Annotated in this window: 25 protein-coding genes; 11 read left to right on the top strand and 14 right to left on the bottom strand. The window is 67.2% G+C overall.

What is annotated here, in order from left to right:
* The first annotated feature begins 150 nt into the window (after positions 1 to 150).
* The 3 genes from O3I_RS27755 to O3I_RS27765 all read left to right on the top strand — a co-directional run bounded on the left by O3I_RS27755 (position 151) and on the right by O3I_RS27765 (position 2,265).
* Positions 151 to 567 carry an acyl-CoA thioesterase gene (locus tag O3I_RS27755; RefSeq protein ID WP_014986324.1) on the top strand — a complete coding sequence of 139 codons (417 nt, stop codon included), beginning with the start codon at positions 151 to 153 and terminating at the stop codon, positions 565 to 567.
* Between the two features lie 307 nt (positions 568 to 874).
* The gene (locus O3I_RS27760) at positions 875 to 1,291 is read left to right on the top strand and encodes a hypothetical protein (RefSeq protein ID WP_237748142.1); all 417 of its coding nucleotides are present in this window, start codon (positions 875 to 877) and stop codon (positions 1,289 to 1,291) included.
* Between the two features lie 44 nt (positions 1,292 to 1,335).
* Complete coding sequence (locus O3I_RS27765) at positions 1,336 to 2,265, top strand: hypothetical protein (protein ID WP_014986326.1); 930 nt, start codon at positions 1,336 to 1,338, stop codon at positions 2,263 to 2,265.
* On the opposite strand, the gene O3I_RS27770 is transcribed toward O3I_RS27765, so the two are convergent.
* The 3 genes from O3I_RS27770 to O3I_RS27780 form a co-directional block, all read right to left on the bottom strand.
* On the bottom strand, positions 2,259 to 2,816 hold the full coding sequence (locus O3I_RS27770) for a dihydrofolate reductase family protein (RefSeq protein WP_041564459.1): 558 nt from the start codon (positions 2,814 to 2,816) through the stop codon (positions 2,259 to 2,261). The two genes, O3I_RS27765 and O3I_RS27770, sit on opposite strands and share 7 nt — an antisense overlap.
* Before the next feature lie 130 nt (positions 2,817 to 2,946).
* Entirely contained in the window at positions 2,947 to 3,180 is a 234-nt protein-coding gene (locus O3I_RS27775) for a helix-turn-helix domain-containing protein (protein WP_014986328.1), read from the bottom strand.
* An 81-nt stretch (positions 3,181 to 3,261) separates the two neighbouring features.
* The gene (locus O3I_RS27780; protein WP_014986329.1) at positions 3,262 to 4,893 is read right to left on the bottom strand and encodes an ABC-F family ATP-binding cassette domain-containing protein; all 1,632 of its coding nucleotides are present in this window, start codon (positions 4,891 to 4,893) and stop codon (positions 3,262 to 3,264) included.
* A 161-nt stretch (positions 4,894 to 5,054) separates the two neighbouring features.
* Here O3I_RS27780 and O3I_RS27785 point away from each other — a divergent pair, with 161 nt between their 5' ends.
* The 4 genes from O3I_RS27785 to O3I_RS27800 all read left to right on the top strand — a co-directional run bounded on the left by O3I_RS27785 (position 5,055) and on the right by O3I_RS27800 (position 8,561).
* Entirely contained in the window at positions 5,055 to 5,840 is a 786-nt protein-coding gene (locus O3I_RS27785) for an SDR family oxidoreductase (protein ID WP_014986330.1), read from the top strand.
* A gap of 46 nt (positions 5,841 to 5,886) precedes the next feature.
* The gene (locus tag O3I_RS27790; protein ID WP_424769554.1) at positions 5,887 to 6,951 is read left to right on the top strand and encodes a lycopene cyclase family protein; all 1,065 of its coding nucleotides are present in this window, start codon (positions 5,887 to 5,889) and stop codon (positions 6,949 to 6,951) included.
* An 88-nt stretch (positions 6,952 to 7,039) separates the two neighbouring features.
* Entirely contained in the window at positions 7,040 to 7,969 is a 930-nt protein-coding gene (locus tag O3I_RS27795) for a Ku protein (protein ID WP_014986332.1), read from the top strand.
* Between the two features lie 34 nt (positions 7,970 to 8,003).
* Positions 8,004 to 8,561 (top strand): GNAT family N-acetyltransferase, encoded by a 558-nt coding sequence (locus tag O3I_RS27800; protein WP_036561517.1) that lies wholly within the window; start codon positions 8,004 to 8,006, stop codon positions 8,559 to 8,561.
* Between the two features lie 217 nt (positions 8,562 to 8,778).
* Here O3I_RS27800 and O3I_RS27805 read toward each other — a convergent pair whose 3' ends face one another.
* The gene (locus O3I_RS27805; RefSeq protein ID WP_141691757.1) at positions 8,779 to 9,396 is read right to left on the bottom strand and encodes a hypothetical protein; all 618 of its coding nucleotides are present in this window, start codon (positions 9,394 to 9,396) and stop codon (positions 8,779 to 8,781) included.
* A 45-nt stretch (positions 9,397 to 9,441) separates the two neighbouring features.
* A complete protein-coding gene (locus tag O3I_RS27810; RefSeq protein ID WP_141691756.1) occupies positions 9,442 to 9,807 on the bottom strand; it encodes a hypothetical protein in 366 nt (121 codons plus the stop codon).
* 219 nt (positions 9,808 to 10,026) lie between these two features.
* Here O3I_RS27810 and O3I_RS27815 point away from each other — a divergent pair, with 219 nt between their 5' ends.
* Positions 10,027 to 11,106 (top strand): isopenicillin N synthase family dioxygenase, encoded by a 1,080-nt coding sequence (locus O3I_RS27815; protein ID WP_051067023.1) that lies wholly within the window; start codon positions 10,027 to 10,029, stop codon positions 11,104 to 11,106.
* Positions 11,107 to 11,112: 6 nt separating this feature from the next.
* On the opposite strand, the gene O3I_RS27820 is transcribed toward O3I_RS27815, so the two are convergent.
* The gene (locus O3I_RS27820; protein WP_014986337.1) at positions 11,113 to 11,979 is read right to left on the bottom strand and encodes a MetQ/NlpA family ABC transporter substrate-binding protein; all 867 of its coding nucleotides are present in this window, start codon (positions 11,977 to 11,979) and stop codon (positions 11,113 to 11,115) included.
* Positions 11,980 to 12,113: 134 nt separating this feature from the next.
* On the opposite strand from O3I_RS27820, the gene O3I_RS27825 reads away from it, so the two are divergent.
* Genes O3I_RS27825 through O3I_RS27835 form a run of 3 tightly spaced genes read left to right on the top strand, consistent with a single transcriptional unit; the run spans position 12,114 to position 14,673 of the window.
* On the top strand, positions 12,114 to 12,989 hold the full coding sequence (locus O3I_RS27825) for a MetQ/NlpA family ABC transporter substrate-binding protein (RefSeq protein WP_014986338.1): 876 nt from the start codon (positions 12,114 to 12,116) through the stop codon (positions 12,987 to 12,989).
* Positions 12,986 to 13,999, top strand: coding sequence for a methionine ABC transporter ATP-binding protein (locus tag O3I_RS27830; RefSeq protein WP_014986339.1), 1,014 nt, complete (start codon positions 12,986 to 12,988; stop codon positions 13,997 to 13,999). The genes O3I_RS27825 and O3I_RS27830 overlap by 4 nt, the downstream gene beginning before the upstream one ends.
* 11 nt (positions 14,000 to 14,010) lie before the next feature.
* On the top strand, positions 14,011 to 14,673 hold the full coding sequence (locus O3I_RS27835) for a methionine ABC transporter permease (RefSeq protein WP_014986340.1): 663 nt from the start codon (positions 14,011 to 14,013) through the stop codon (positions 14,671 to 14,673).
* A 44-nt stretch (positions 14,674 to 14,717) separates the two neighbouring features.
* On the opposite strand, the gene O3I_RS27840 is transcribed toward O3I_RS27835, so the two are convergent.
* From O3I_RS27840 to O3I_RS27875, 8 genes are all read right to left on the bottom strand, one after another.
* Entirely contained in the window at positions 14,718 to 15,164 is a 447-nt protein-coding gene (locus O3I_RS27840) for a DUF4189 domain-containing protein (protein ID WP_014986341.1), read from the bottom strand.
* A gap of 151 nt (positions 15,165 to 15,315) precedes the next feature.
* Positions 15,316 to 15,741, bottom strand: a complete 426-nt coding sequence (locus tag O3I_RS27845; protein ID WP_014986342.1) for a DUF4189 domain-containing protein — start codon at positions 15,739 to 15,741, stop codon at positions 15,316 to 15,318.
* Positions 15,742 to 15,880: 139 nt separating this feature from the next.
* Entirely contained in the window at positions 15,881 to 16,660 is a 780-nt protein-coding gene (locus tag O3I_RS27850) for an ESX secretion-associated protein EspG (RefSeq protein ID WP_014986343.1), read from the bottom strand.
* Positions 16,653 to 17,954, bottom strand: coding sequence for a hypothetical protein (locus tag O3I_RS43060; protein ID WP_014986344.1), 1,302 nt, complete (start codon positions 17,952 to 17,954; stop codon positions 16,653 to 16,655). Before O3I_RS43060 ends, O3I_RS27850 begins: the two co-directional genes overlap by 8 nt.
* Positions 17,951 to 18,328 (bottom strand): hypothetical protein, encoded by a 378-nt coding sequence (locus O3I_RS27860; RefSeq protein WP_014986345.1) that lies wholly within the window; start codon positions 18,326 to 18,328, stop codon positions 17,951 to 17,953. Before O3I_RS27860 ends, O3I_RS43060 begins: the two co-directional genes overlap by 4 nt.
* Positions 18,329 to 18,339: 11 nt before the next feature.
* Positions 18,340 to 18,861 (bottom strand): DUF3558 domain-containing protein, encoded by a 522-nt coding sequence (locus O3I_RS43065; RefSeq protein ID WP_167829184.1) that lies wholly within the window; start codon positions 18,859 to 18,861, stop codon positions 18,340 to 18,342.
* A gap of 69 nt (positions 18,862 to 18,930) precedes the next feature.
* Complete coding sequence (locus O3I_RS27870; RefSeq protein WP_014986347.1) at positions 18,931 to 19,428, bottom strand: LppA family lipoprotein; 498 nt, start codon at positions 19,426 to 19,428, stop codon at positions 18,931 to 18,933.
* Between the two features lie 70 nt (positions 19,429 to 19,498).
* Entirely contained in the window at positions 19,499 to 21,190 is a 1,692-nt protein-coding gene (locus tag O3I_RS27875; RefSeq protein ID WP_014986348.1) for an alpha/beta hydrolase, read from the bottom strand.
* Positions 21,191 to 21,261 lie beyond the last annotated feature (71 nt).

A 21,261-nucleotide genomic window follows, 5' to 3' on the forward strand; every position in this document is an offset into this window, starting at 1 on the left:
GGTGCCACGCCCGGCGTTCGGCGCACCTGATCACCTTTCGCCGACTCCGCGCCATCGACCGCAGAGACCGAGGTCAGCAGCGGCGCCGGTGTGACGAAGGCATCGGCCCGGTTCGGGAACAAGACCAACAGGTACGGTGCTGGTCCAGACATGACCTTCAGCATCCCGATCGTTGTGCGCGGCTACGAGCTCGATACGCAAGGCCACCTGAACCAGGCGGTCTATCTGCAGTACACCGAGCACGCGCGGTGGGAGATGCTGCGGGCCGCGGGCTTGCCGCAGGACAAGCTGATCGCGACGGGGGTGGGTCCGGTCGTGCTGGAGTCCACCATCAAGTACCTGCGGGAGCTGCGCGGCGGCGACGAAGTCACGGTCGATACCGATATCGAATACTCCGGCGGCAAGACCTTCACCTTCCGGCACGAGATCCGCAAACTCGACGGCACCGTCGCGGCCGAGGCGCGGGTGGTCGGCGGCCTGCTCGATTTGCGCGAACGCAAGCTGGTGGCCGGACCCGCCGAACGTTTCCGGGACCTCGCCGAGCGGCCCGACCTGCTCGGTCTGTGAAATCGCACGTGCGAATGCACAGCCGCCAATCCGGGGCTATGCGAGAGACACATTGCCATTCGGAAATAGCTCGTTGATTGCGCCGGAACTATTGGTGCCCTGCCGAAAAACTTTCGGCGCTAGTGCATCCGGGATCGTAATCCGGTTTGCCACCGGGGGTTAAATCTGCCGATCCGGACCGGTACCGGCCCTTCGCACGTTATGATCGGGCTCACGCTCGGGGGTCGTGGCAAATCGCGAGCAGATCGGAGAAATGGCTATGACCGACGCACTCCGCCTCCACGGAACCGCGCCGAAGAGTGATCGTGTGCCTCCGCTGCACGGGCTGTTGGTAGCGGAGTCGGAACGAGATATCAGCGTGCGCGTCGCCGAGGGAACGTGGACCTTCCGTCGGTCCGACGTGCTGCGCGTGCTCGATTCGGCAGTGCCCGAGGGGGTACGCGCCGAGCGCGGCGCCCGGCCGGTGCTGGTCGACATCCGGGTCGGCGCCACCGCGGATTTCACCCGTCGCCTGCGCATCGACGTGGTCGACCGCCCGATGACCATGCAGCAGGCCCCGTCCGCGGCGCTCGGCGACGAGCAGCTGCGCGAGCTCACCGAATCCTGGGCCGATCGGCTGAATCTGGTGGACCTGCCCGGCACCAACGGCGCCACCTTCACCTACTGCCAGACCAAGTCGCTCGCCACCAGTGACGACGGTATCAACTGCGACAGTCTCGACTGAGCGGCGCATTCATGGCGGGACGCCGGACGGGTTCAGTCCTCATCGTGTCCGAATCCGACGATCTGCACGCTACCGCCATGGCGGCGACGCTGCGAGAATTCCACGGGCTCAGCGCGATTCAGCTCGACCTGCGCGACTTTCCGCGTGAGTCGGGCAGTTTCCGGCTGGATCGCTACGGTACCGCCCGTTCGGTCTCCCACCTGATCGGCCTGGACGACGTCCGCTCGGTCTGGTGGCGCCGGCCGCATCCGACTCAGCCGCCCGCCGGAGTCCGCGTCTCCGACAACGACTTCCGGCAGGCCGAATGCGACGGATTCATCCAGGGTCTGCTCTGGTCCATACCGGCGCACTGGGTCAACGACCCGGGGGCGGACCGCACCGCCGCCCGCAAGATCGTCCAATTGGAGACAGCGCTGCGGGCCGGTTTCGCGGTGCCGGAGACGCTGATCACCAACGACCCGGACGAGGCCCGCAGCTTCGCCGAATCCCGGCCCGGCCCAGTCGTTTACAAGCGCACCGGGACCAGCCGCGCCGAGTTCGCGGAAACCAGGATCATCACCGAGCACGACTACGACAGACTGGCCGGCATCCGCGCGGCGCCGACCACCTTCCAGGACTACGTCGACGCCGAATGCGATCTGCGGGTGGTCTGGGTGGACGGCGTCGAGTGGACGGTGCGCATCGACTCCCAGGCGGGCGTCGGCCGGGTCGACTCCCGCCTGGACACCTCGGTCGATTTCGTGCCGGAGCATCTGCCCGCCTCGGTCAGCAAATCGCTCGCCACCCTGATGGGCGCGCTGGGATTGTCGTTCGGCGTCTTGGACATTCGGCTCGGCCTCGACGGCGAGTACTACTTCCTCGAGGTCAACCCGCAGGGACAGTTCGCATACCTGGAGATCAAGACCGGCCTGCCGATCTTCCGCAGCCTGGCCAATCTGCTCGTCGACGGGGACGGCGCCGTCGAGGGCTACTGACGCCGATACGTGTGCAGCACCACACCGGATTTCGGGAACGGTTCCGCGTCGACCAGGTGCAGTCGCTGTGCGGGGACCCCGTCGAACAGCCGCCGCCCCTCCCCGAGCAACACCGGAAACACCAGCAGCCGAAGCTCATCCACCGCGTCCTGGCGCAGGAACTCCTGCGCGGTGCGCACGCCGGCGAACACGATGATCGGCCGACCGTCCTCGCTCTTCAGCTCATCGATCTCCCCGGCGAGATTCCCGCCGATCCGGCGCGCGGGCTGCCAGGGCAGTGCGACCTGCGGGTCCGACGACAGCACGAGTTTCGGCAGACCGTTCACCAGCGGAGCCAGCATCGCGTCACCCGGTGTCGCCGGATTCTGTTGCGCGCCCGGCCAATACTGGGCCAGCAGCTCGTAGGACGCGCGCCCGTAGACCTGGGCGGCCACCCCGCGCAGCAGTCCGGCCAGATAGTCGTCCAGTGCCGAATCGTCGGCCTCGATCCAGTCGAGCGCCCCGTCCGGACCCGCCGCGTAGCCGTCCAGCGTCACCATTGTCTGCAGCATGATCGTCCGCACTGTCGAGGCTCCTGGTCGTGAGAGTTGTGCTTCGACAATGCAGACGGCGAGCCGCGCGGAAACTCACCGGTTCAGGCGAAATCCGTTCCGCCGAAACCGGTTCGAGCCGGCTGCGGTGCTACTGACTCTTGCGGCGGTTCGCGCCGCCACGGCTGCGGAGTTGCACGTGCGACTCCACCAGTACGTTGTGGATGAAGCCGTAGGAGCGACCGGTTGCTCGCGCCAGCGAGCGAATGCTCGCACCTGCCTCGTACTGCTTCTTCAACTGGGTCTGTAGGCGGTCACGGGACTTCCCCGTGACGCGGGTTCCCTTACCCAGGGTGGCTTTGACTTGTGCGGGCCTGTCGCTCATGGCTTCCTCCGAGTCGCCGAGCAGCGTCTTTCCAGGCTAAGCACTCGAGGGGCCGTGATCAACGGGTTCTTGTGATGAAACTCACGCGAGCTGAATCAATTCCAGATAATCCGCGGACCAGTGGTCCTCCGTACCGTCCGGTAGCAAGATCACCCGCTCCGGCGAGAGCGCCTCAGCGGCCCCCGGATCGTGTGTGACGAGCACGACCGCGCCGGCGTAAGTGCGCAGCGCATCCAGCACTTGTTCGCGCGAGACCGGGTCGAGGTTGTTGGTCGGCTCGTCCAGCAGCAACACGTTGGCAGCCGAGGACACCAGTCCGGCGAGTGCCAACCGCGTCTTCTCACCACCGGACAGGGTGCCCGCGGGCTGGTCCAACTGGGGACCGGTGAACATGAACGCGCCGAGCAGACCGCGCAGGTCCTGCTCCCCCGCGTCCGGCGCGGCATGCCGGATGTTCTCCCAGACCGTCGCGTTGTCGTCGAGGGTGTCGTGCTCCTGCGCGAAATACCCGACCTTCATGCCGTGGCCCGGCACCAGACTGCCCGCGGTGGGCTGTTCCACCCCGGCGAGCAGCCGCAGCAGCGTGGTCTTGCCCGCGCCGTTGAGCCCGAGCACCACCACCCGGCTGCCGCGATCGATCGCGAGATCCACCCCCGCGAAGATCTCCAGCGAGCCGTACATCTTGGTCAGGTTCTCCGCCATCAGCGGCGTTTTGCCGCAGGGCGCGGGCTCGGGGAACTTGATCCTGGCCACCTTGTCGGCGACGCGCACGTCGTCGAGTTCGGCCATCAACCGGTCGGCCCGCTTGGCCATGTTCTGTGCCGCAGTGGCTTTCGTGGCCTTGGCACCGAGCTTGGCGGCCTGCACCCGCAGCGCGCTCGCCTTCTTCTCGGCATTGGCGCGTTCGCGCCGGCGGCGCTGTTCGTCGGTGGCGCGCGCGTCCAGGTACTTCTGCCAGCCCATGTTGTAGACGTCGGCCTCGCCGCGCACCGCGTCGAGGAACCACACCTTGTTCACCACATCGCCGAGCAGTTCCACGTCGTGGCTGATCACGATGAGGCCACCGTCGTGGTTCTGCAGGAAACCGCGCAGCCAGGTGATCGAGTCGGCGTCGAGATGGTTGGTCGGCTCGTCCAGCAGCAGGATGGTGTCGGAGCGGCCGCCGCTGCCGTCGGACGCGGCGAAAAGGATGCGCGCCAACTCGATTCGGCGACGCTGACCACCCGAGAGGGTGCGCAGGGCCTGGCCGAGCACTCGGTCCGGCAGGCCGAGGCTGTGGCAGATGCGGGCCGCGTCGCTCTCGGCGACGTAGCCGCCCAGCGCCGAGAAGCGATCCTCGAGCCTGCCGTACTTGCGCACCGCCTTCTCGCGCTCGTTCTCGTCGGCCACCTCGGCCATCAGCGCCTGCTGCTTCTCCATATCGCGGATCAGCGTGTCCAGTCCGCGCGCGGACAGCACGCGATCACGCGCGAGGATGTCCAGGTTGCCTTCCCGCGGATCCTGCGGCAGATAGCCGATATCGCTGGAGCGCAAGATCTTTCCGGCATACGGTTCACCCTCGCCGGCCAGGATCCGCAGCGTGGTGGTCTTACCCGCACCGTTGCGCCCGACCAGTCCGATCCGGTCGCCGGACTGCACCCGCAATGCCGGTCCAGGGGCCGACAGCAGCGTGCGGACTCCGGCCCGGACCTCCAGGTCGGTCGCGGTGATCACAGGTTTCTCCTCCGGATCGGTCAGTGCTGGGCGGTTGCTACTCGATTGTGCGACGCGTTACACACAAGAACCACCGATTTTACCCGTGATCGGAGCAGCCCTTCACACCACGCGATCGGTATGTGACGGCCGTAACTGAACGGCGAGTAACCTGCGGTTGCATGAGTGAGCGAAACAACGGCACCGCGACCGATCTAGTGGGCAAGAGCGCTTTGGTCACCGGGGCCAGCCGGGGCATCGGCAAGGCGGTGGCGGCGGAGCTGCTCAGCCGGGGCGCGAACGTGTTGATCAGCGCCCGCAAAAAAGATCCGCTGGAAGAGGCCGCCGCGGAGCTGCGCGCGCTCGGCCATCAGGGCGAGGTCGTGGCGCTGGCCGGGAACTCCGGTCACGCCGAGGATCGTGCCGCCTCGATCGACCGGATGATGGCCGAGTTCGGGTCGGTGGACATCCTGATCAACAACACCGGCATCAATCCCGTGTTCGGCTCGCTGATGGAGGCCGATCTCGACGCGGTCCGCAAGATCTTCGACGTGAACGTCGTCGCCGCGCTCGGCTTCGTGCAGCTGGCATACAAGGCGTGGATGGGCGCGCACGGCGGTGCGGTGGTGAACGTGGCCAGCGTCGCGGGCCTGCGCTCCTCCGGGGTGATCGCCGCGTACGGCGCGTCCAAGGCCGCGCTCATCCGGCTCACCGACGAACTGGCCTGGCAGCTCGGCCCGAAGATCCGGGTGAACGCCGTCGCGCCCGGCGTGATCAAGACGAAGTTCGCCGACGCGCTGTACTCCGCCGACGAAGAACGCGCGGCGAGCGTCTATCCGCTGAAACGCCTCGGCACCCCCGAAGACGTCGCCCGCCTGATCGGCTTCCTGGTCTCCGACGAAGCCGCCTGGATCACCGGCGAAACCGTCCGCGTAGACGGCGGCCTACTCTCCACCGGCGGCCTCTGATTCCGTGGATGTCGTGGTCTGCGGGCTCGGGCCGGCAGGACGTGCGTTGGCGCATCGATGTCTGGTCCGCGGTTTGACGGTGACCGTGGTGGACCCCGCGCCCGAACGGGGCTGGCACGCCACCTATGCGGCGTGGGCCGACGAACTGCCGGACTGGCTCGCGGCGGACGCGGTGGCCGCGACAGTCGCGCAGCCGAAGGCCTGGGGTACCCGCGGGCACCGGATCGATCGGCCCTACACCGTGCTCGACACGGCACGGCTACGAGATTCGCTGGACGTGACAGGGGCGCGGATCATCGCCGATCGCGCGGTCGAATGCGGGCCCGGCGCCGCGGTGCTGGCCTCCGGCACCGTGCTGCGCGGTTGCCGGGTCATCGATGCCCGCGGTATCGGCCGCTCCCCCGCTCTGGCCGAGCAGACGGCATACGGGCTGATGCTCGACCGGGACCGCTGCCCCGACATCGAGCCGATGTTCATGGACTGGCGGCCGGACAACGGCGCGTCCGCCGACGCGCCGCGCTCGTTTCTCTATGCGGTCCCGCTCGGCGGCGACACGATGCTGCTCGAGGAGACCTGCCTGGTCGGCCGGCCCGCCCTCGACGGCCGCGAGCTGCGCGACCGGCTGCTGCACCGATTGCGTTCGCGCGGAATCGAAGTCACCGGCGACGAACGGGTCGAGCGAGTCCGCTTCCCGGTCGAAGGCGGCAGGCCGGGGCGTAACACCTTCGGCGCGGCGGGCGGTTTCGCGCATCCGGCGACCGGCTACAGCGTCGCCGCCGCACTCGCCGCCGCCGACACCGTCGCGCTCGGTGCTGCGGCATGGCCGGTTTCGGCGCGCGCGGTGTACCGCCTGCGCGCCGCCGGATTGCGGGCACTGCTCCACTTACCCACAACCGACCTCCCGGTTTTTTTCGACGCGTTTTTCACGCTGCCGCCGGCCGCGCAGCGCGCCTACCTGTCGGGCCGTACCGACTTGAATGGCACCGTCAGAGCCATGCTCGGCCTGTTCGGCACCTTGCCGCGCCCGGTCCGTCGGCGCGTCGCCGCCGCGACACTCGGGACGCCCATTCGCTCGCGTATTCGAATACCGTCCGCCATCATGGAGGAATGAGTGGGTCTTACCGTCCAGCACTCATCCGTCCCGAACCGGTGGAGCACCGGGTTCGCGGACGCGGTACCCGCGTCGAGGGGATGCAGCAGTGAGGTCGATCTGGAAAGGCTCGATCGCATTCGGGCTGGTGAACGTCCCGGTCAAGGTGTACACCGCCACCGAGGACCACGATATCCGCTTCCACCAGGTGCACGCCAAGGACGGCGGCCGGATCAAATACGACCGGGTCTGCACCGTCTGCGGTAAATCCGTGCAGTACGCCGACATCGACAAGGCCTACGAATCCCCTGACGGCGACAAGGTCATCCTGACCGACGAGGATTTCGCCAAACTGCCCGCCGCCGAGAAGCACGAGATCCCGGTGTTGCAGTTCGTGCCGTCCGAGCAGATCGATCCGATCCTGTACGAGAAGAGCTACTACCTCGAGCCCGACTCGAGCACGCCCAAGGCCTACGTGCTGCTGGCCACCACGCTGGAACGGATCGACCGCACGGCGCTGGTGCATTTCACGCTGCGCCAGAAGACCAGGCTCGCCGCGCTGCGCGTGCACGAGGGCGTGCTGGTGCTGCAGACCCTGCTGTGGCCCGACGAGGTCCGCGAGGTCGAATTCGAATCCCTCGACGGCGTCGCCGAACCGAAGCCGCAAGAGATCAAGATGGCCGAGACGCTGGTCGAGACCATGTCCGACGATTTCGATCCGGACCAGTTCACCGACGAGTACCAGATCGAGCTGAAGCGGCTGCTGGACGAGGCGATCGCCAGCGGCACCGGTAAGGTGCCCGAGCAGCCCGAGTCCGCGCCCGCGGAGATGGACGCCGAGGTGGTCGATCTGGTCGCGGCCCTGCAGCGCAGCCTGGAAGCCAGCGGGCGGCGCAGCACCGCCGAGGACAACGGCAAGGATGCGCCCGCGAAGAAGACCGCCAAGAAAGCCGCCGCGAAGAAAACTCCGGCCAAGAAAGCCGCGAAGAAGACCGCAGACAAGCCCGCGAAGAAGACCGCCGCCCGCAAGGGTGCGTGAGGGCCGAGGCGCGTCCTGCTGGCAAACTGTCGGCATGGATTCTGCCGTAGTGATCGTCCCGATGGGTCTCGGCCACCTGCGCCAGGTCCTCGATCTCGGTCACGAAGTCTTCGACATCACCACCAAGCCGTACACCTCGTGGTCGCTCACCTCGGTCGCCGAGCACCTCGACAGCCCCGACAACGCCTGCTGGGTCGCCCTCGATTCCGACCGTGTGGTCGGTTTCGTGCTCGGGTCGATGGAGTTCGAGAACCGCGACGACTGGGCCTACCTGGAATGGATCGCCGTCGCACCGGACATGCAGGGGCACGGCATCGCCCGGCGCCTGGTCGACGTCTGTTCCGAGGCGTTGTTCGCCCGCGGCGCGCGGCGCATCGTCACCGACGTCGAAGACCGCAACGCGGCCTCCACCGCCCTGATGACCCGCAGCGGCTTCACCCCCGCCGCCACGGTCACCCTGTTCGTCCGCCCGAATCCCGATGACCCCGACCCGGATTCGCAACTCGACGCGGCCGCCATCGCCCCCGGCACCAAGCGCGCGCTGATCCGCCGCGGCCGCCTGGCCGGCGACAACCACCGCGCCGCCCGCTAGCGCTCGGCCTCCGTTCGGAAACTGCCCGGCCTCCCGCACGCCGCGCCCCGCCCGTCGGCGCTCGACGATCACGTCGGCCTTCGCGCACCGGCTGCCCCGCATGCCAGTGCGCGGTTCAGACCGTCGCCGCACCCCTTCTGTCTTCCCGCACCCGCTCTGCCAGGCCACAGCGGGTGCGAGAAGTCAGAAGGGGTGCGGCAGGGCAGAAAGGGGGCGACTAACCGGCCGCCTGGGCGCGCCCTTCCTCGAAGAACGCCAAGAGGCTTGCCGCCGAGTCGAATTCGGTGCTGGGGCGCAACGCACCGAAGGGGGCGTTCCAGAAAACACCCGTGCGCGGTGTCCACGGGCCTACGTACGCATAAGGTCCGGGATGGGCCGAATCACCCGGCGAAACACCGTAATTCACCTCACCTATCGCGCTGGAAAGGTCGAAGTGCTCGGGCCAGAGCACCGGCGTGCTGTCCGGGGCCAAACATCGTAAAGCCTTGTCCCCCAGGGCGAACCAGTCGCTGATCTGCTGCGCGGCGACCGGATCGATGTCCATCGCGCTGTCCGGCTCCACGCCGGTGGTGTCCTTGTACAACCCGTCCGGCGCCCCCGGTTCGATATTCGCGAGCTTCCCGAGTTCGCGATACGTCCCCGCCAGCGCCGCGCGCCCCTCCGGCCAGACCAGTTCGGCGCCGACCACCGACACCGGCCACCGCACCCCGCCGAACCCCTGATGCACCACCCGCAGCCGGATGGTCTCGTACTGCCGATACTGCGGCCCCGCGATCAACAATTCCGCCACCGCATGCAACCCGCGCCGCGATCGCTCGTACATCTGTTCGTCCACACCGGCATCATTGCCGGTGCGGACCCGGCCCGCAGCCATTTCAGCTCACGGCTGAGCTTCCTCCGCCGGCAGTGCGATCCCGAAGTGCGACACGATCGCATCGACACTGCGCGTCAACCCGGACATGCTCTGCTTCAGCCCCGACACGTCCCGCTTGAGCCCCGACACATCCTGTTTGAGCCCCGACACGTCGCCCTTGAGGAAAGCCACATCCTGCTTGAGCCCAGCCACGTCCTCCTCGACCGCACCCAGGCGGATCTGCGTGTGCCCAGCCATGACCTTCAGGGTGCTCATACTGTGCTCGAGGCGCACGACGCGATCGCGCGTATCGATGATGGCCTCCTGATAGGCGATACCGTCGCCCTCCGTCCGATGCCATTTCCCTTCCAGCACCGCCACCCGCTCTTCCAACGATGGAACTTTGACTGACATGTAGATCCCCCTGTCGCGTCGATTGGAGCCCTCAGCTTAAGGCCGGACACCGGCGACGCCACCCTCCCGATCTCGGTCCATTCTGCACCCTGATCCGGGTCTATTTCGGAACCCTCGAACAGGTCTCGGATGGAACCGGGAGCGACGGATTTACCCGAATGTGACCCGAACGTGGGCCCGGCGCATCGGGTACGGACCATGCTGGGGAGCGGTGCATCGGAGACGGAAGGACGGCGCGTCGTGGAGTTCCACGTTCCTATCATCGATATCTCGCCCTACGTCGAGGGCGGGGACGCCGCGGCGCGGGCCGCGGTCGCCCGCCAGGTGGACGAGGCGGCGAGCACGGTCGGGTTCATGCAGATCCGCGGGCACGGGATCGCCCGGCCGGTGCTCGACGAGTTCGCGGCCGCGCTGGACGACTTCTTCGCGCTCGCGCCCGCCACCAAGGAGAGCTACCGAACCGCGGTCGAATTCAATCGGGGCTATTCGCCGCCCAAAAGCGAGAGTCTGAGTTTGAGCCTCGGAGTGGCGTCGGCGACCCGGATGAACGACTTCTTCGAGGCGTTCAATATCGGCACGACCACCGCCGACTATCCGGGACTCGACCTGCCTGCGCAGGCGGGCTACGCCGACAATGTCTGGCCCGCAGAACTTCCCGACTTCCGGCCGCGGGTGCAGCGGTACTACGCCGAGGCCGCGCGGGTCGCGGGCACGCTCACCACCGTCTTCGCCGACGCGCTCGACCTACCGGCCGGCTATTTCGAAAGTTTCACCGACCACTCGCTGAATGTGTTGCGCATGAACAACTATGCGCTGCCACCGGGCAGCGTGGACCTCGACGGCGACCTCAAGGGGATGGGCGAGCACACCGATTACGGCATCGTCACCGTCCTGTGGGCCGACCAGGTACCCGGCTTACAGGTGCTGGGCGCGGACGGCCGCTGGCACGACGTGCAACCCGCCGACGAGGCGCTGCTGGTGAATCTCGGTGACGTGATGGCCCGCTGGACCAACGAGCGGTGGCTCTCGACGCTGCACCGGGTGATGCCGCCGATCGTCGACGGCACCATCGAACGCCGGCGCAGCGCCGCGTTCTTCCACGACGGCAATTTCGACGCGGTGATCGAGACGCTGCCCTCCTGCGTCGGCGCGGGCAGCAAGTATCCGCCGATCACCGTGTCCGAGCATGTGCAGGCGAAGCTGGCCGGTTCTCGTGCGCTGCAACCGAATACGAACGCGCACCGGGAAGCGGCCAGGGTGCTCTCGGCCCGTGACTGACCCGGACTACTTGCGGAACTTCGCTTCCAGTTCGGTCGCCGTGGCTTGCAGGTCGGCCGGGGTGTTCGTCTTGAAGATGCCCTCGTAACCGGTCTCGGCCCGCACCGCGGCCTCCACCTCCGGATCGTGGTACAGCTCAGCCAGTTTCAGTAGCGTCGGGTTGTCCTTGTCGGCGGCCCGCGCGGCGAAGATGTTGATGTATTGCTTCAGTTCCGGGCGCTCCGGGTCGTCGGTGTAGATGGTGTCGTTCTTGGTCAGGCCCGCGGGACGCGCGAAGGTGTCGTCGACGAACGCGGCGTCGACACTGGACAGTGACTGCGCGGTGAGGGTCGGATCGATGGGCGTCAGCTTCACCTTGGAAGCCGCGGTGTCCACATCTTCGAGCTTGGAGTCCCAGCTCGCACCGCCTTTCAGCACGACCAGGCCCGCCGCGGCGAGGCTGAGCAGCGGCCTTACCTGGTTGGCGGGGTTGTTGCTCAACGTGATCTGGCCGCCCTGCGGGATCTCGGCGACGGACTTGTGCTTGCGCGAGTACAGGGTCAGCGGGAAGATCTCGGTCGCGCCGACCGGCACCAGGGTGTCGTTGTTGCGGGCGTTGTAGTTGGCCAGGTATCGCACGTGCTGGAACTTGTTGAGATCGATACGCCTTTGCGCCAGTGCGGGATTGGGCTGATTGTAATCGGTGAAGTTGATGAACTCCACCCGGATGCCTTGGTCGGCCGCCTTCTTCTTGTACACGTCCCAGTGCGGCTCTGCGAGATCGTTCACACCGATACGGATCACGCCGTCGTCGTGCTTCGCGCCACACGACATCGTGGTCACGGCCAGGGCGGAAAGGATCGGAATCACCAGCAGACGGTGCATCAAGCGCATTGCGAGCAAACTAGACGGTCGTCCAAGAATTGGGAAGGGTTTCGCTCACCACAATCCCAACCGTTGTCCCGCCCGCCCGTGGATCGCTTGGATTACCGGGTTCATATTGCGACGAGCTTTTCGGGAGCAACGAAGTGAAATTCCATCGGGTACTGGCGATCCCGGTCCTGGTAGCAACCGCGGCCCTCACCGTCACGGCGTGCGGTTCCGACGACAAGTCCGCCTCCGACACGGTAGTGCGAATCGGCACCACCGACAAGGACAAGGCCTGGGACGTCTTCGAACAGCGGGCCAAGGACAAGGGCATCACGCTGAAGATCACCAACTTCTCCGACTACAAGCAGCCGAATCTCGCGTTGTCGCAAAAGCAGATCGATGTGAATCTCTTTCAGCACCTGCAGTTCCTGGGCGCCTACAACGTCGCCAACAAGGACACGCTGACTCCGATCGGCTCCACCTACATCGTGCCGCTCGGCCTGTACTCGAAGAAGCACAAGGCGCTCGCGGGCCTGCCCCAGGGCGCGGAGATCGCGATCCCGAACGACCCGACCAACCAGGCGCGGGCGCTGTTCGTCCTGCAGGCGGCCGGCCTGCTGAAACTGTCCGGCAGTTCGAGCGCGCCCACCGCCGCCGATGTCGACAAGGGCGCGTCCAAGGTGAAGGTGACCACGGTCGACGCCGCCCAGACCGCGCTCTCGCTCGCATCCGTGGACGGCGCGGTGATCAACAACACCTTCCTCGACCGCTCCGGCATCGACCCCGATTCGGCGCTGTACAAGGATGATCCGAAGAACCCGTCGGCCGAGCCGTACATCAACGCGCTGGTGACCAGGGCCGAGGACAAGAACAACCCGAAGCTGCTGCAGCTGGTCGAACTCTGGCACGACCCCGAGGTGCAGCGTGCACACGCCGAGGTCACGAAGAACACGGCCGTCGAGGTGCGCCGCACCGGCCCCGAACTGGAGCAGATTCTCCAGCGGGTGCAGCAGACCATCCGTGACGGCAAGTGAGCGATAACCCGCCCGCCGTCGAATTCCGCTCGGTCACCAAGGTTTTCGGCAAGGGCGCGGATGCCCATATCGCGCTGGACGATATCGATCTGCGGATCGAACAGGGCGAGATCTTCGGCGTGATCGGGTATTCCGGCGCGGGCAAGAGCACCCTGGTCCGCCTGATCAACGCCTTGGAGCGGCCGACCAGCGGCACGATCGAAGTCGCGGGCAACCCCATCACCGGGGTGCGTGAGGCCGAGGTGCGTCGCCTGCGCCGCGATATCGGGATGGTGTTCCAGCAGTTCAACCTGTTCCGATCCCGTACCGCCGCAGGCAATGTCGAATACCCGCTCAAGGTGGCGGGCTGGAAGCGGGCCGCGCGCAAGGCGCGGGTCGCGGAGTTGCTCGAGTTCGTCGGGCTCTCCGACAAGGCGCGCAGCTACCCCGACCAGCTGTCCGGCGGTCAGAAGCAGCGGGTCGGCATCGCCCGCGCGCTGGCGACCTCACCGTCGCTGCTGCTCGCGGACGAATCGACCTCGGCGCTGGACCCGGAGACCACCGCGGAGGTGCTGCGCCTGCTGAAGAAGGTCAATCGGGAACTCGGCGTCACCATCGTGGTGATCACCCACGAGATGGATGTCATCCGTGCCGTCGCCGACCGGGTCGCCGTGCTCGCCGAGGGCCGGATCGTCGAACTCGCCAGCACCTTCGAGGTTTTCGCGACACCGCAGGCCGCGCCGACGCAGTCGTTCGTGGCGACGGTGCTGCACAACCGGCCGTCCGAGGACGAAGTACGCAGGCTCGGCGAGCTGCACGGCGGCCGGCTCGTCACGGTGGACGTCGACGACGAACACGGCATCGGGGCCGCGCTGACCGTCGCGGCGCACGCCGATGTCCGCTTCGAGGTGGTCTACGGCGGGGTCGGCACGTTGCAGAACAAGACGTTCGGCAGCGTCACCCTGGCGTTGCACGGAGCCGACGACGCCGTCGACAAGGTGATCGCCGAACTCGGCCCGCGCACGGCCTGAAAGGAGTACCGATGCAAGCGGATTGGGACAAACTCCGGCCGTTGCTGACCGAGGCGATCGGCACCACCATCTATCTGGTGCTGATCACCTTCGTGATCGGCGGCCTGATCGGACTGTTCCTGGGCACCGTGCTCTACACCACCCGCAAGGGCGGGCTGCTCGCGAACGCCCCGATCAACCTGCTGCTCAACGTGATCGTGAACGTGGTGCGCCCGATCCCGTTCATCATCCTGCTCGCGGCGCTGGGGCCGGTGACGCTGGAGGTGGTCGGCACCACCATCGGCCGCGACGCCGCGGCGTTCGTCATGATCGTGGCGGCGTCGTTCGGCATCGCCCGGATCGTGGAGCAGAATCTGGTGACGGTCGACCCCGGCGTGATCGAGGCGGCGCGCGCGGTCGGCGCGGGACCGCTGCGAATCATCGTGACGCTGTTGATTCCCGAGGCGCTCGGCCCGCTGATCCTCGGCTACACGTTCGTGGTGATCTCGATCGTCGACATCTCCGCGATGGCGGGCACCGTCGGCGGCGGCGGACTGGGCGATTTCGCGCTGGTCCACGGATATCAGCAGTTCAACTGGCAGGTCACCTTCGTGGCCACGCTGATCATCGTGGCGGGCGTGCAGGGCATCCAGTTCTTCGGCAACTGGCTGGCCCGAAAAGTATTGCGCCGCTGAGTCACCTGGTGCCCGGGACAACTCCCGGGCACCAGGCGACGGCGTCATTCCACGTTGCTGGTGCAGAGCGTGGTGCCGACGATGCGCGCCGCGCTCGGCGCCGAGCTGCCGAAATTCACCGGCGGCGGCCCGAATGCGGCGAGCGCCGCGCGCTCGGCTTCGGCGCGGTTGGGACCGGTGCCACCGACGTAGCGACCGTCGCGCTCGGCGATGGCGCCGCAACCGTCGACGAAGCGGACGATGATAGTGCAGTTCCGCCCGCCCTTCGCCCGGCAGTCGTCGAGCGCCGCGGCGTCGGATTCCGCCCAGTTCGGGTAGTTCCAGGCCGTCGAGACGCTGGCCCCGTTCGCGTCGACCGTGATCGCCCGCGACCCGTAATAGGAGCCGTCCGGCCCGGGCTCGGCATGGGCCTGCCCCGCGCCGGCCGCCACGAAGGCGACCGTCGTCGAGGCGAACAGGCCCAGGACAGCCTTGCCCGCTGTGTATTTCATGATTCTCCCCACGAAAGAAAACAAACCTCGGTCAGATCATCCGGCATCCGAATCGATGAGTCCAAGCCTTTGCGGACGGCTGTTCACCTCGAAATAGGCTGTCATACAGGGCCTTTCGAAATGCAAGGTTCGATTCCGCGGGGCGGACCGTTCAGCTCGCGTTCTTGGTGCACGAGGACAGCACTACGCGCGCGGGTTGCGGCACGGCACTGCCGAGATCCGGGAATGGTGGCGCGGTCTCGCCGAGCTTGGCGATCGCCAATCGCTCCGCTTCCTCCCGCGTCGCCGCCCAATCGGCCGCGAACGCACCGTCGGCGCCGCGCACGGCCGCCGCACAGCCGTTGGAAAAGCGCACGAGAATCTTGCAGTCGTACACGCCGCAGTCCCGAATCGCCACCGCATCCGCGGTCACCCAGGACGGTTGATCGACCGAGCCGACCACTTTGCCGGTGCTGGGCGAAAAGGCCAGCGTCCCATGATAATCAGGCGCCGCGCCGGCGGAGCCCGCGCCGACGATGGTCAACGCCGCAGTGGATGCCAGGACCGCACCGAACGCGGCCCTCCCCAGATTGGACAACAGAAACTCCCGTTCAAAGAAGATGAAGCGAGCTGATCATCACCCACACCACCTACCCTGTCCAGCACCAGGAAATCTGCCGCTGATACTCGGGGCTGCCGCGCAATCCAGCGGCACGGCTTGGGATTCGGGTCAGGCCCTAGCGACGCGTGCGCAGATACTCGTCGTGCTCGCGATCCTCGCGGTAGTACCGCTGCGTGAGCACGGTCAGCCTGCGGATCTCGGCGGCCATCGCGGCCGAGTCCATCGGCTTGGCGACGACGGGATCACCGGTCTGCACGTAGTAGCGGCCATCCGGATAGTCCATCCACCAGAAGCCGCGGCCGAACGTGGGGCGCGCGTCGACGGCCGGGCCGGGCAGCACCGTGATCTCGCCGAGCGCACGGCGCTCCCGTTTGAACAGCCGGTCGAACCGCTGCGCGAGGCCTACCGCGTACGCTTCGCGCACCGGACGCTCCCGATCGGCGGTGATCTCCGCGCGCCGCGCCTCCAACGGTGGATGGGTGCCCGGCGGCGTATCCGGCAGCGCGCCAACCGCATCGGCAGCCACCTGGGCGGCGGGGCCGTACCGCAGGGTCACCGCACCGCCGGTGTCCGCGGCGACGCCCGGAAGCTGCACCAATGTCGCGGCCGCCGCGTCGCGCACTGCACCGTGGAAACGGAAGATCCGGGTCAGCTCCGGCGCGCCGAACCCCTTGAGTTCGATCCGGACCTCCGGTTCCAGCAGGATCTGCAACGCGCGTTCCAACTCGATCGAATGCCGATCGAGCAGTGCGGCAGCCGCCGCTTCCCGCTGCGCCACCAGATCGGCGAAATCGACGGCCTGCGGCCGGAATTGCAGCGGATACGGCAGCCGGTCCCGGCCGTAGGCGTGCCAGAGCAGCTGGAACTCCAGTCCGGTGAAACGCAGCTCAACCATGGTCACCGATCACCGGTGGCACCGTCTTCGGCAGCGCCCCCAAACCGGTGAGTTCCTCGCCGTTCTCCTGCGTGATCAGGTAATCCTTTGTACCGGTGGTCTTTTCGTCGTCGCCGCCCCGGCCGGCCGCACCCGGCGCCATGCCGGGCATGCCACTCATGCCCGCCCGGCCGGTGGCCGTGCCCGGCGCGGTCCGCGCGGCAGCGGCCGGAACAACGCCCGGCTGCTGCGGATTTCCGGGCACGCTGCGGCCGGGGACGGGCTGCTTGCCGGGTTCGCCCGTGGTAGTGCCCGGGCCTGGACGAGAAAGGGGCGACACAGGATTCGCCCGCGATGGCGTGCCCGAACTGGGCCTGCCCGCCGGTGCCGGCGTCGTGGCGACCGGGGTCGTACCGGCCGGCGTACCCGTGTTCGTGGAAGTGGCAGGCGCGGCGGTCGATTGGTTCGTGGTTGCCGAAGCCGGCGACGGGGAGCCGGTGCTCGCCGTCTGCGTATTCGCCGCCGGATCCCCCTCGGGCGCTGCGCTGTTCGGCTGATCAGCTGAATTCTTCTCGGGTTCCGCCTTGCCGTCGGTTCCGGATGCCGTGGTGGAACTCGGATTCGACGTGCCCGGACCGGACGACGGCGCCACCGGCGTCGACGGATCGCGCACCACCGTCGGCGCCGGCGGGATGATCGGCACCCCGGTGTCGGTCTGGTTCGCCACCTGCCAATACACCGTCTGGAGAACGCGTTTCGCTTCCTCCCGCGCCTCGTCCGCGGTGTAGTCGCCGGACTTCATGGCACCGTCGGCAGGCAGGGTTTTGCCCTTCAGATCCACCGGAGCGGTGAGACCGGGCATCAACGCCTGAGTCTGGTTCAAGCCCGTGTACATCTCCGTGAGCTTGGCGTACAGGAGGTGCGCCGACGTCGTCAACTGCCCCGCACCGTCACTGTAGGTCCGCACCGCCTCCGCAGCCTTGCCCGCCGCCTGACCGGACCACCCGTTCGCGATCGTGCGCTGCACACTCGCATTGAACGTCTCCGTCGTCTCCCGGAACGCGGTGCCGATCTTGAACCACGCCTCCGCCGCCTGCAGCACCGTGCCCGGCTGCATCGCGGCCACGCGCTGCACCAGATCCGCCAGCGGCAAAGTCTCGAACAGCGCCAGATCCTCGTTCGTGATCCGCGGCGGTTCGTAACCGCCCTGGAACTGATCGGTGCCGACGCTCGTGACGGCGTAGATGTTCGCGCGATCCCTGTTCCACTGCTCCTGCGCCGCGATGATGCGGGCCCGGTACTCGTCGTAGGTCATGCGGGCGCGTCGATTCCGGTGAGCTGGTCGGCCCGGGACTGGTCGACGGAACGGTAGTTGGCCATGGCCTTGGCGAAGACTTCCTTCATGAGCATGATCTCGTCGATGTGCTCTTCGATCCGGTTCCGGATCGAGTCCGTGCCGGTGGAACCTTTCGCGGTGAACTTGTCTTCGAGGACCTTTCCCGAAGGGAACCCTCCGAAGCCCGTCACGAACTGGACGTCCAAAGTCTGGCGCAGGATGTCGCGCAGGTTCTCGATGTTCCGATCGCAGTCCTGCGCCAAACCCGTTGCGACACCTTCGTCCAGCGACAATTCACCGGCGTTCGCGGAATCCAACAGCTCGCGCCAGGTCGACGTACTCTCGTCCGACATAGCCACTCCCCCTAGTTCTGCGGTAGGTACTTCACCAGATCAACTGCGCGTGCACCTGCGACCGCGCAGGGCTCGCCCTCTTTGGTCATCCCGTATCGGGTGAGCAGGTCGAAGGCGACCGTTCCGCCGGGAACTTCGACCGCGACTGTGCATCCCTGGTCCTTGTCATCGTTCACCCGGGTGAACTGCAACGCTCGATGGCTGCCGATCGTCAATGGCTGGAACCCCGTGAAGTCCCGTCGCTCCTGCATGGCCACCAACGTCGGAGTACCTGCCAAAACGCTCATGTCGTACCAACGTGCCTGGGCACGCCAGTTGCATACCTTCCACCCGTCGAATTCCACCCCGGCGATGCCTTGCTTCTTGGTCTCAGGATCCAAACCTGCCGTCCGCAACGCGTCCACGGAAAGCCCGCACGGGTCCCACGGCGCCTGATCCTTCACCGGCGTCCTCGACGCCGACGTCGTCGCGCTCGGCGCACTGCTGGTCGTCGGCGTACCGGACGGGTCGTTGCAACCGGCGAGCAGCAGCACGGCACCGATGGTGATCGCGAGGGTGCGGACGGTGTTCCCCCTGCTCGGCATGACGCCCCCTTCTGCTGGTCAGTTTCCCGGCTGCTGCCGCAGATCCTCTTCACGGTACCGGCAGCCGGTGAGGCCGGTGAGGAGGGCGGCTTTGTTGGTGCCGAGGGTGATCTCGTTGCCGTGGTCGGGGGCGTGCAGGGTGATGTCGTGGCGGCCGGGGGTGTCGGCGCGCACGGTCAGGGCGGTGATGCCGTTTTCGGCGGCGAGATCGCGGGTGGCCTGGAGTACGCGGGGCCATTCGTCGTCGGTGATCGGTACCGCCGAGGTGAGCGAGTCGGTTGTCATGGAGACGCCGATGGTTTCGAGGTAGGGCGAGGGGCAGCCGAGTTTGCCTTGGCCACGATCGCGGAGTACTCGCCATTCCAGTTCGGGCGCAACGGTTTTCGCGGCGTCAGCGATCCGCTGGAGCAGGGCTGCCAGTTGCCGTTCGGTGTCTTCGGCCGACGGTAGCTGTCGCATCTTGGCCTCGGCGTGCGCGATGTCTTCCTTGGACGCCGGGCGGTCGGGATCGTTCATCCTGTCTCCACATCCGGTCAGGACCGTCACGCAGACGATCGCCGCGAGTATTCGGGTCACGGCCGTCATGTCAGCGCACCACCAGTTCCGGCAGTCCGGCGATGACGACGGCCATGTTGTATCCGGCGGTGCGCAGTTCGCCGTTGCCGCTCGGCCGTGGGTATTCGCTGTGTCCGTTCGAGTCTTCGCGGCGCACGTGGTCGGTGGTGGTGGCCTCGCCGACGGAGAGCTGCTCCAGTTTCGTGGTGACGGGGTCGGGACCGAACCGGCCGAAGCCGTCGACCAGCGAGATCGGGTCGTCGGGCGCGCGCATCACGTAGCCGTGGCCCTGTGCCAGTCCCAGGTCGGGTTCGTCGTTCGCGTTGATCCCGGGTGAGCCGTAGAAGACCGCGTCGTCGATAGGCTGGGTGCGGCCGTGATCCTGCAGCGCGAGCGCAGTCGTGTAGGACCCGTAGGAGTGGCCGAGCGCCGTGAGGTGCGGGTCCGGCCGGTTCGACGCCACGTCCAAGCCCTCGAAGAACTGCGCCAATTCGGGCGCACCGTCCTCGGCCCGCGCCGAACGTGCCGCCTCCAGCCCGAGATCCGGCGGCGGTTCGTAGCCGAGCCAGGCGATCGAGGCCACCCGCTCGTCCGGGCGTCCGGCCAGCCGCAACTGTTTCTCGGCTTCCCGCTGCACGGCTTCCGCCTCGCGGGTCATCCCGTCCAGTGATTGCACGGTGGTCGAGACGCCGGGCACCGTGACCGAGACGTGGTCTGCGTTGTCGGGGTCGCCGACGGCCACCGCCGCCATCCCCTTCTCCCCCGACTGCAGGTCGAGCAGCAGCAGCCGCGCCCCCTTGTCGGGATTGGCGGGGTCGAGCGGATGCTCTTTCAGGATCTTCTCGATCGAGTCGAGGTCGGTCAGCTTCGCCTCCACCTCGGCCAGTTTCGTCTTCTCGGCGGCGTAGGGATCGGGAGCGTTCGGATACCGCGCGCCGTCCGGTGCGTCCTTCAACTGGTCTTTCAGCGCGTCTCGGTCCTGGGTCAGCCGCACGCGTTCGTCGTCGATCCGGTTGACGTTCGCTTCGTGGCGGGCCATGGACGGGATGCCGTCCCGGTTTCCGATCCATTCGGGATGCTGGTCGATGACTTCGCGGCGCTGCCGCTCGTCCATCGCGTCCCAGTACTCCCGGTTCTGTTGCGGCGTCCCGTTTTCCGGCGGCGCGGGGGCGGTCAGTCCACCTTGCGCCGCGCCCGCGGCGGAGGCCGCCGCGACGTCGGTGGCGCCTCGGTCATCGATCTTGCCGTCGGCGGCCTTGTTCAGCACCGCGGCCGCGTCCGCGTCGATGTCGTCGGCCTGTTTCATCACCGCCTGCACGGCGTCCTGCAGTTCCAGCCGCAGCGACTCCACCTTCGCGGGGTCCGGCGCGCCGGGCAGATCGGCGATGGTCACGTGGCCGGCGTCCCAGATCTCGAGCCCGTTCGCCGTCGCGGTCTGTTCGATGGCGGCCAGGGTTTCCTTGAGGTGGGTGACCGCTTCCCTGGTCTGCTTCGTCAACTCGCGGACGGCGCCGAGGGTGGCGGCCTCGTCGATCAGCTGATCGGTGGTGACGGTGAATCTGCGGCGCGCGGCCGCCGCGGCATCACCCTGCCAACCGGGCAGCATGCCGATATCGGCGAGTTGGCCGCTCACGTCCTGCACGGTGGTGATGCGCCGAGACAGCGACGTCTCGAGCATTTCCAGTGCGAGCACATTCCACCAGCGAATGTCCGGTAGCAACATCGTCCAGGATCCCCCCACGGAAGTCGGATTGCTTGCGACGATAGGTATCGTATCCAGGAATTACCGTGAAT

Source organism: Nocardia brasiliensis ATCC 700358, assembly GCF_000250675.2.
In the GTDB taxonomy this organism is placed as follows: domain Bacteria; phylum Actinomycetota; class Actinomycetes; order Mycobacteriales; family Mycobacteriaceae; genus Nocardia; species Nocardia brasiliensis_B.

Excerpts from the sequence above, each read along its gene's own strand:
- O3I_RS27755 (WP_014986324.1), top strand. The coding sequence starts at position 151 with ATGACCTTCAGCATCCCGATCGTTGTGCGCGGCTACGAGCTCGATACG.
- O3I_RS27770 (WP_041564459.1), bottom strand. The coding sequence starts at position 2,816 with ATGCTGCAGACAATGGTGACGCTGGACGGCTACGCGGCGGGTCCGGAC.
- O3I_RS27775 (WP_014986328.1), bottom strand. The coding sequence starts at position 3,180 with ATGAGCGACAGGCCCGCACAAGTCAAAGCCACCCTGGGTAAGGGAACC.
- O3I_RS27785 (WP_014986330.1), top strand. The coding sequence starts at position 5,055 with ATGAGTGAGCGAAACAACGGCACCGCGACCGATCTAGTGGGCAAGAGC.
- O3I_RS27800 (WP_036561517.1), top strand. The coding sequence starts at position 8,004 with ATGGATTCTGCCGTAGTGATCGTCCCGATGGGTCTCGGCCACCTGCGC.
- O3I_RS27815 (WP_051067023.1), top strand. The coding sequence starts at position 10,027 with ATGCTGGGGAGCGGTGCATCGGAGACGGAAGGACGGCGCGTCGTGGAG.
- O3I_RS27820 (WP_014986337.1), bottom strand. The coding sequence starts at position 11,979 with ATGCGCTTGATGCACCGTCTGCTGGTGATTCCGATCCTTTCCGCCCTG.
- O3I_RS27835 (WP_014986340.1), top strand. The coding sequence starts at position 14,011 with ATGCAAGCGGATTGGGACAAACTCCGGCCGTTGCTGACCGAGGCGATC.
- O3I_RS27840 (WP_014986341.1), bottom strand. The coding sequence starts at position 15,164 with ATGAAATACACAGCGGGCAAGGCTGTCCTGGGCCTGTTCGCCTCGACG.
- O3I_RS27850 (WP_014986343.1), bottom strand. The coding sequence starts at position 16,660 with ATGGTTGAGCTGCGTTTCACCGGACTGGAGTTCCAGCTGCTCTGGCAC.
- O3I_RS43060 (WP_014986344.1), bottom strand. The coding sequence starts at position 17,954 with ATGACCTACGACGAGTACCGGGCCCGCATCATCGCGGCGCAGGAGCAG.
- O3I_RS27860 (WP_014986345.1), bottom strand. The coding sequence starts at position 18,328 with ATGTCGGACGAGAGTACGTCGACCTGGCGCGAGCTGTTGGATTCCGCG.
- O3I_RS27870 (WP_014986347.1), bottom strand. The coding sequence starts at position 19,428 with ATGAACGATCCCGACCGCCCGGCGTCCAAGGAAGACATCGCGCACGCC.
- O3I_RS27875 (WP_014986348.1), bottom strand. The coding sequence starts at position 21,190 with ATGTTGCTACCGGACATTCGCTGGTGGAATGTGCTCGCACTGGAAATG.